Raw genomic sequence first — 8,451 nt, forward strand, 5'->3', positions numbered from 1 at the left:
TCACGTCTCCACTGGCTCCACATCCACACCGACCATCACGCTGTGCTTGCCACCTCCGGTGATGATGCCGCGCACCGGGCTGACATCGGAGAAGTCCCGGCCGATGGCGACGGTGATGTGATCCAGCGCGGTGAAGCAGTTGTTGGTGGGATCGAAATCGACCCACCCAAAACCGGGGACAAAGCATGATGCCCACGCGTGCGAAGCATCGACGCCCTGCAGCCGTGGTTTGCCCGCGGGCGGATGCGTGCGCAGGTAGCCGCTGATGTAGCGTGCGGGCAGGCCCATCGCGCGCAGGCTGGCGATGGCGAGGTGGGCGAAGTCCTGGCAGACGCCGCGTTTCTTTTCCAGCACCTCCTTCAGTGGCGTGCTGATCGTGGTCGCCTTCGGGTCGAAGACAAACTCCTGGTTGATGCGGCGGCAGAGGTCCGCGGCGGCCGCGAGCACCGGACGGCCCTTGGGGAAACTGGGCAGCGCAAAAGTTCTCAGCGGCATTTCATGCACCAGCAGCGGGCTGCCAAACACGAACTGGCAGGGGTCGAGCAGATCGACCGACACAGGATCACGAAACTTGGCCGCCACGTCCTCCCAGGCGGGAGTTTGCAGCGGATCCGGCTGAAGCACGGCCGTGATCGAGACGTAGCTGCGCGAGACGACTTCAAAATGTTTGTGCAGCTTCTGCACGGAGAAGCAGGAGACCTGGTTGCCGAACGAATCGACGTGCTCCGTGAGCAGGTCGGGCTCCGGATCAAAACTGAGGCCGAATTCCAGGCAGCGCTGCGTGTCCGTGTCACGCGGGCGCAGGCGCGCGGCGTGGTGCGACACCGCAACCTGGGCGCTGTAGGCATACGTCGTGCGATGAGTGATGCGGTAGTTCATCACGCGGGCGGCAGTTCAGCAGGCGCGGCTTCGCTGCTGCTGTGGATGATGGAATGGGCGAAATAGCCGGCGGTCAGCGCGTCATTGAGCAACGGCATCGCCTCGATGAGATGGGTCAGGAGTTTCGCCACCTGCGTCTGCGCCCAAGTCCCCGGTTCGACACGGGCAAGCTCGGTGGGGTCGCACAATTGCAGCCGGGTGCTGCTCTCGAGGAACACCCGCATTGCCGGCGTAAGCACGGCGGAGCTCTGCTCATGCGGCAGATGCTCGAACTGCTGCCGGATGCGTTCAAACTGGAAGCGCAACCCGCGCGGATTCTGTTCGTCGAGCATGAGCAGGTCATACACTGCCGCGAGCTGCGGCAGCAGGCTGTAGCGGTTGCGGTAGGTGATCGTGCTGTCACCGACTTCGAGAATGGCTTCGAGCAGGCTGGGGTTTTCGGCGTCCGCACTGTGCAGGCCGGCGCGGAGGAGATGACAGATATACGTGGTGCGTTCCAGGCGGTGTCCGATGTCGAGGAACATCCAGCCTTGGGCGCGCGTCATGTTCTCTTTCGCCAATCCGTGAAAGGAAGCCAGTTCGAGGATGATGCGCGTGAGCACATTCAATGCATCGGACATCGGTGTGACGCTCGGTGTGTTGTCATAGACATCCAAAGCATCACTGAGCTGGCTGATGATGCGCCACGTGTCCACCGAGATGCGGTCACGCAGCAATACGCCGATGCGCTGGATGTGCTCGACGCTTGAGCGGATGCTGGCAGGATGATTGGCATCGAACACGGCCTCCAGGAGGCGGGCTTCGAGTTGCTCCTGCTGGGAGGCCAGCACAGCGGCATCCGGCACGTCTTCGAGAACGCCGAGGTTTTTCAGTGCCTCCAGCAGCGGCAGAAGCAGAGGGGTCTCGCTCATCCCGCTTTCCGGCGAGCAGCGCAGCAGCGTCGAGCGCAGGAGGCGCGCGGTTGATTCGGCGCGCTCGGCATAGCGCCCGAGCCAGTACAGATGATTCGCGACGCGGCTGCCGAGATTGTGCCCCGTGCGCCGCAGTTCCACCGAGGTGCGCGTGGCCGAGAGCAGCGTGACGTTTTCCACCGGCCCTTCGCTGAGCACCCAGGTGTCTTTGCTGCTGCCGCCTTTTTGCATCGACACCAAAGGCGACTCTATCGAGGCCGCCACACGCGTTAGCGCGCCCGGCATGACCATGTAGCCGTCCTTGGTGGCGACGAGATAGACTCGCACGCTCACGGGCTTGTGAACGAGTTGCCCGTCCTCCCACGTGGGTGCGGTGGAGAAGGAGATTTTTTCCTGGGCGGCCCAGCGATCGGGCGCAAAACGCATGCGCTCGATCAGAGCCGCGCGCTCTGCTGCGGAGAGCTGACCGCCGAAGCAAACATCCTGACCGCGCACGCGGAAGGAGCTTTTGATGACCAGCCGATCGAGGTTTTTCTCCACTTCGGCGCGTGGCCGTTCCTGTCCGCACCACCACGTGGCCACGGACGGCATGAGGAGATCCTCACCGAGCAGCTTGCGGCACAAACCGGGCAGGAAGGCCATCATGGCCGGTGCCTCGGCCAGTCCGGATCCCAATGCGTTCGCCAAGGCCACGTTGCCCGCACGCACGGCGCGCACGAGACCGGGAACTCCGAGCATGGAGTCGTTTCGCAGTTCCAGCGGATCGGCGAAATCGTCATCGACCCGGCGCAGGATCACGTCCACCGGCTCGAGACCGCTGAGCGTCTTCAAATAGACGCGGTCATCACGCACCGTGAGGTCTTCGCCCTCCACGAGCGTGTAGCCGAGATAGCGGGCGATGTACGCCTGCTCGAAGTATGTTTCGTTGTAGGGCCCGGGTGTCAGCAGCACGACCCGTGGCTCCTCCACGGGGCGCGGAGCCAGCGCGGCGAGCGACTGCTGCATCTGCCGGAAAAAGACCGCGAGACGCCGCACCCGCGCGTCACGAAACACCTCCGGCAGCAGCCGCGAAGTGATCAGGCGATTTTCCAAGGCATAGCCGGAACCGGTTGGAATCTGCGTGCGGTCGGAAATCACCCACCACCGGCCGTCGGGGGAGCGGGCGATGTCGGCTCCATAGACCTGCAGCGGCTTGGCGTTCGGCAGTTTGATGCCATGGCAGGGCCTCAGATAACCGGGTTGCCCCAGCACCATCGCCGCCGGCATGTCGCCTTTGCGGATCAACTGCTGCGGGCCGTAGCTGTCGGTCAAAATCGCGTTCAGCAGCGTCGCACGCTGGATGAGCGCCTTCTCGATGCCCTCCCACTCGCGCGAGGAGATGACAAACGGCACGGGGTCCATCTGCCAGGGCGTGTCGAGGCCCCGGGCGTCGTAGATGTTGAACGTGACACCGCGTTCCGCCAGGAGACGGCGTGCGGTGTCAGAAAGGCGCTTCACACCCGCGGCATCGCGCCGCTGAAGGTCCGAAATGACCTGCTCATAGTGAGGCCGCACCTTGCCGCCGGCATCGCGCAGCTCATCGTAATGTCCCCTCGTTTCAGGAGCATCCACACGTGGAAGCTCTGCCCGGGATGAAACGGGAGAAGGCAGGGTGGAACTCTGAGATTGGAAGATCAATGCGTGGTCGTCGGTGCTGCGGTTCACGACAGTAGGAATCGTTCATGCATTGTGCATCCCGTTTCTTCACTTTCATCCGTGCCGCAAATCGAGCGTGAAGGGGAATTCCGGATTAGGAACGGCGGGTGCGACTTTCATCTTCCCGGGCGTGTGACCGTGGCGGAAGAAGCGGGCGAGGCGGCGGCTTTCAGCCTCGTAGGAGTTCACCGGGAAGCTCTCATAGCTGCGACCGCCGGGGTGGGCGACATGGTAGGTGCAGCCGCCGAGAGAACGTTGATTCCACAGATCGACGAGATCGAGCGTGAGCGGCGAATGCACCCCGACCGTGGGCTGCAGGCAGCTCGGCGGCTGCCAGGCGCGGTAACGCACACCGGCGATGAACTCGCCGTTCGTGCCGGTGGGATGCAGCGGCACGGTGCGGCCGTTGCAGGTGATGGCGTAGCGGCCTTCGGTGAGGCCCATCGCCTTGATTTGAATGCGTTCGACGGAGGAATCGACGAAACGCACGGCCCCGCCGGCGGCACCTTCTTCACCGAGCACGTGCCAGGGTTCGAGCGCCTGCCTGATTTCGACGTGGGTGTTGCGCGCGGACCAGTCGCCGCTCAGCGGAAAACGGAACTCGTGGTGCGGCGCAAACCACTCCGGCTTCAGCTCGTAGCCGGCCTGCTGGGTCTCGTCGCACACATCTTCAAAATCGGCCCAAGTGAAATGCGGCAGCATCCAGCGGTCATGAATGTCCGTGCCCCAGCGCACGAGCGGCGCCTCATAGGGCTCCTTCCAAAAGCGGGCGATGAGCGTACGTAGCATGAGCGCCTGCGCGAGGCTCATGCGCGCATGCGGCGGCATTTCAAAGGCGCGCATTTCGAGCAGACCGAGGCGTCCCGTGCTGCTGTCGGGCGAGTACAATTTGTCGATGCAGAACTCGGCGCGGTGCGTGTTGCCGGTGGCGTCAATGAGCAGGTTTCGATACAGGCGGTCCACCAGCCAGGGCGGCACGTGGCCGGTTTGTTCGGCGGCTTTGAAGGCCACCTCCAGTTCGTAGAGTGAATCGTTGCGCGCTTCGTCGATGCGCGGACTCTGGCTCGTCGGGCCGACAAACAGGCCGCTGAACATGTAGGAGAGCGAGGGGTGGTTCTGCCAGTAGCTCACGAGGCTGCGCAGCAGGTCCGGACGCCGCAGGAACGGACTGTCCTTGGGCGTTTCGGCGCCCATGACGATGTGATTGCCGCCGCCGGTGCCGGTGTGGCGCCCGTCGACCATGAACTTCTCCGTGCCGAGGCGTGTGAGCCGCGCTTCTTCGTACAAACCCTCGGTGATGTTCACCATCTCGTCCCAGCTCTTGGCGGGATGCACGTTCACTTCGATGACGCCCGGGTCCGGCGTGATCTTCAGCGCTTGAACGCGCGGATCGTAGGGCGGTGGATAGCCTTCGACGACGACAGGTTGATCCAGCGCGAGCGCCACGTCCTCGACCGCTCCGAGGCAGTTCAAGTACTCCTCCAGCGTCTTTGTCGGCGGCATGAAGACGAAGAGCTTGCCGTTGCGCGGCTCCACGCAGAGCGCGGTGCGCACGATCCAGTCGGCGGATTGCTGGACGCCCGGCGGTTGTGCAGCGGGATCGATGAGTTCGGCGCGTTCTTCCTCGGTCAGATCCTCCAGTCCGAGCGGGCCGCGGCGTTGCGCGAGTTTTTTCCAGAACGAGGGCGGAACTCCGGCGATACCGCGCACAAACTGCTGCCGCGAGGGCAGGGGATCACGGTCCTCCATCGGATCCTGCTCGTAGTGGTAGGGATAGTCGGTGGATTTGACCCAGGGCTGCGAATCGAGCGGCAGGCGCAGCCCGATCGGCGAATCACCGGGCACGAGGTAGCAGCGTTCGGCCCGCAGGAACCACGGCCCGGTCTCCCAGCCTTCTCCCACGGGTTTGAGGGGCAGCACGTGGCCGATGATCTTGTCGAGGCCCTGCTCGAACACCTTGGCCAGACGCGTGCGCTCCTCCTTGTCTTTGAGGTTCGATTTCAGCGGATCCACGTTCACCGGCAGCTTTCGCTCACGCCAGAGGTAGTAGAAGGCGTCTTCATACGTCGGCATGATCCATTTGCCGCCGCAGCCGAGGCGTTCGGCCAGCGCATGAATGAAACGCGCCGAGTGGGTTTCATTCGCTCCGTAGTCGGCCTGCATGTCGGCAAACAGATGCGGATGCGCCCACACCGGCTGGCCGTCCTTGCGCCAGTAGCAGCCGTAGGACCAGCGCGGCAGCGATTCGCCGGGATACCACTTGCCCTGGCCGTAGTGTAAAAACGCGCCGGGGGCGAAGCGGTTCTTCAGCCGTTTCATGAGTTCATCGGAAAGCCGGGCCTTGTCCGGTCCCACCGCCACCGTGTTCCACTCGGGACCGTCCATGTCGTCGATGGAGACGAAGGTGGGCTCGCCGCCCATGGTGAGGCGGATGTCGGCGGCGTTGATTTCCTTGTCCAGTGCATGACCGAGCGCCTCGATCTCCGCCCACTGTTCGTCGGTGTAGGGCTTTGTGACTCGGGGCGATTCGAAGATGCGATCGACCCTCATTTCGAACTCGAACTCCGTTTTACACGGCTCCACCAATCCGCTGATCGGTGCGGCACTCTGCGGATCAGGCGTCGCGGCGAGCGGGATGTGGCCTTCGCCGGCGAGGAGACCTGAAGTGGGATCGAGCCCGATCCAGCCGGCGCCCGGCAGATACACCTCGCACCAAGCGTGAAGGTCAGTGAAATCGACTTCCGTGCCGCTCGGGCCGTCGAGGGATTTCACGTCCGGTTTGAGCTGAATGAGGTAGCCGCTGACAAAACGGGACGCGATGCCGAGGCGACGCATGATCTGGACCATCAGCCAGGCGGAGTCACGGCACGAACCGCTGCGCTTCGTGAGCGACTCCTCTGGTGTCTGCACGCCCGGCTCCATCCGGATTGTGTAGCTGATGTCCTTCCACAGGCGTTGATTGATCGCCACCAGCACATCGATGGTGCGCGGCGGCCACGGCTTCATGGCCAGCAGCTCCTTTTCGATCTCCGTGTAGTAGTGGGTGAATTTCGGCGTGAGATCGAGGCACTTCAAAAATGGCGCCAGCTCGTTGTCCAGCGTGTCGTCGTATTCGAAGGGAAAGTGCTCGGCGTCCGGTTCGAGGAAGAAGTCGAAGGGATTCAGCACCGCCATTTCCGCCACCACATCGACCTCGACCGTGAACTCCCGGGTCTTTTCCTCAAAGACCAGTCGTGCGAGGTAGTTCGACTGCGGATCCTGCTGCCAGTTGAGGAAATGCTGTTCGGGCGTGACCTTGAGCGAATAACTCAGGATCCGCGTGCGGGAATAAGGTGCGGGTCGCAATCGCACCACTTGGGGTCCGAGTGCGATGGGGCGTTCATACCGGTAGCTGGTGCGGTGATGGAGGGCGACGTGGATGGACATGGGGTCGTGGCAGCGCGGAGGCTGGCCGTCGCTTCCACTTAAGCAAGTTCGCGGCCAATCTTATTTTTGGGCACGGGAAAAGTGCTCTCACGCCTTGCCTCGCCCCGATTCCGCGGGACTGTGCGCCCGCATTTCCCAACCCCGCCATGTCCACGAAATCCCCCGCCCCGTCCCCGATCCGTCCAATTCGCAAACTCATGGTTGCGAACCGTTCCGAAATCGCCATCCGCGTCATGCGCGCGGCCACGGAACTTGGCATCCGGACGGTGGCCATCTACGCGCAGGAGGATCGCTTCTGCCCGCATCGCTTCAAGGCGGACGAGGCCTATGAGTTGAACAAGGACAAAGGTCCGCTCGGTGCCTACCTTGATGTCGAAGGCATTGTCACCCTGGCCAAGGAAAAAGGCGTGGACGCCATCCATCCCGGCTACGGTTTCCTCAGCGAGAACCCGCAGTTCGCCGCAGCCTGCGCGAAAGCCGGCATCATTTTCATCGGCCCGGATTCGAAAATTCTCGATCGCATGGGCGACAAAACCGCCGCACGCAACATCGCCCGCAAGCTGAGCGTGCCGATTCTGGAAGGCACCGACAATCCCGTGAGCGATCGCAAAGAGGCCATCGCCGTGGCGAAGAAGATCGGCTTCCCGCTCATCATCAAGGCGGCCTTCGGCGGCGGCGGGCGTGGCATGCGAATCGTGCGTGAGGCGAAGGACCTGGAAAAGCTCCTCGACGAAGCGCAGACCGAGGCCGAACGCGCTTTTGGCAACGGCGCCGTCTTTCTCGAAAAATTCGTCGGCAAAGCGAAGCACATCGAGGTTCAGATCCTTGCCGACAAGCACGGCAACGTGCTGCACCTGCACGAGCGCGACTGCTCCGTGCAGCGACGCCACCAGAAAGTCATCGAGCAGGCGCCGAGCTACGGTGTGAAGCAGGAGATCATCGACGGCCTCTGCGACGCCGCGGTGAAACTGGCCAAGGCGGTGAACTACACGCACGCCGGCACGGTCGAGTTCCTCGTCGATCACGAATCCGGCGAATGGTACTTCATTGAAATGAATCCCCGCATTCAGGTGGAGCACACCGTGACGGAGGAAATCACCAGCATCGACCTCGTGCGCAGCCAGATCCTCGTCGCGCAGGGCTACAAGCTGCATGAGGAGCCGCTCGGACTGCCGCCGCAGGACAAGATCGAAAAGACCGGCTTCGCCATCCAGTGCCGCATCACCACAGAAGATCCGGAGAACGGCTTTACACCTGACTTCGGCAAGATTTTGAACTACCGCAGCCCCGGCGGCTTCGGCGTGCGTCTCGACGGCGCCATGGGCGCGACGAACTCCGTCATCACGCCCTACTACGACTCGATGCTGGTGAAAATGACCGTTTACGGCCGCACCTATCAGCAGGCGCTCGACCGCATGGACCGCGGCCTGCGCGAGTTCCGCATCCGAGGTGTGAAGACGAACATCCCGTTCCTGATGAACGTGGTGCACCACGCCGACTTCAAGTCCGGCCAGGCCACGACGCGCTTCATCGACAACAA

The 8,451-nt window shown here is 63.0% G+C and carries 4 protein-coding genes; 1 reads left to right on the forward strand and 3 read right to left on the reverse strand.

What is annotated here, in order from left to right; all coding sequences use genetic code 11:
* Genes KDL09_RS14860 through KDL09_RS14870 form a run of 3 tightly spaced genes read right to left on the reverse strand, consistent with a single transcriptional unit; the run spans window position 1 to window position 6,911 of the window.
* Entirely contained in the window at window positions 1–879 is an 879-nt protein-coding gene (locus KDL09_RS14860; protein WP_294386580.1) for a transglutaminase family protein, read from the reverse strand.
* Window positions 879–3,494: a circularly permuted type 2 ATP-grasp protein gene (locus tag KDL09_RS14865; protein WP_294386583.1), complete on the reverse strand. Its 2,616-nt coding sequence runs from the start codon at window positions 3,492–3,494 to the stop codon at window positions 879–881. Before KDL09_RS14865 ends, KDL09_RS14860 begins: the two co-directional genes overlap by 1 nt.
* Window positions 3,495–3,539: 45 nt before the next feature.
* Complete coding sequence (locus KDL09_RS14870) at window positions 3,540–6,911, reverse strand: transglutaminase family protein (RefSeq protein WP_294386586.1); 3,372 nt, start codon at window positions 6,909–6,911, stop codon at window positions 3,540–3,542.
* Window positions 6,912–7,057: 146 nt separating this feature from the next.
* Here KDL09_RS14870 and KDL09_RS14875 point away from each other — a divergent pair.
* The coding region (locus KDL09_RS14875; protein WP_294386587.1) for a biotin carboxylase N-terminal domain-containing protein at window positions 7,058–8,451 on the forward strand (1,394 nt) is incomplete at its 3' end.

Source organism: Prosthecobacter sp., assembly GCF_020439865.1.
Taxonomy (GTDB): Bacteria; Verrucomicrobiota; Verrucomicrobiia; order Verrucomicrobiales; family Verrucomicrobiaceae; genus Prosthecobacter.

Coding starts and splice junctions, on each gene's coding strand:
- KDL09_RS14860 (WP_294386580.1), bottom strand. CDS start 879: ATGAACTACCGCATCACTCATCGCACGACGTATGCCTACAGCGCCCAG.
- KDL09_RS14870 (WP_294386586.1), bottom strand. CDS start 6,911: ATGTCCATCCACGTCGCCCTCCATCACCGCACCAGCTACCGGTATGAA.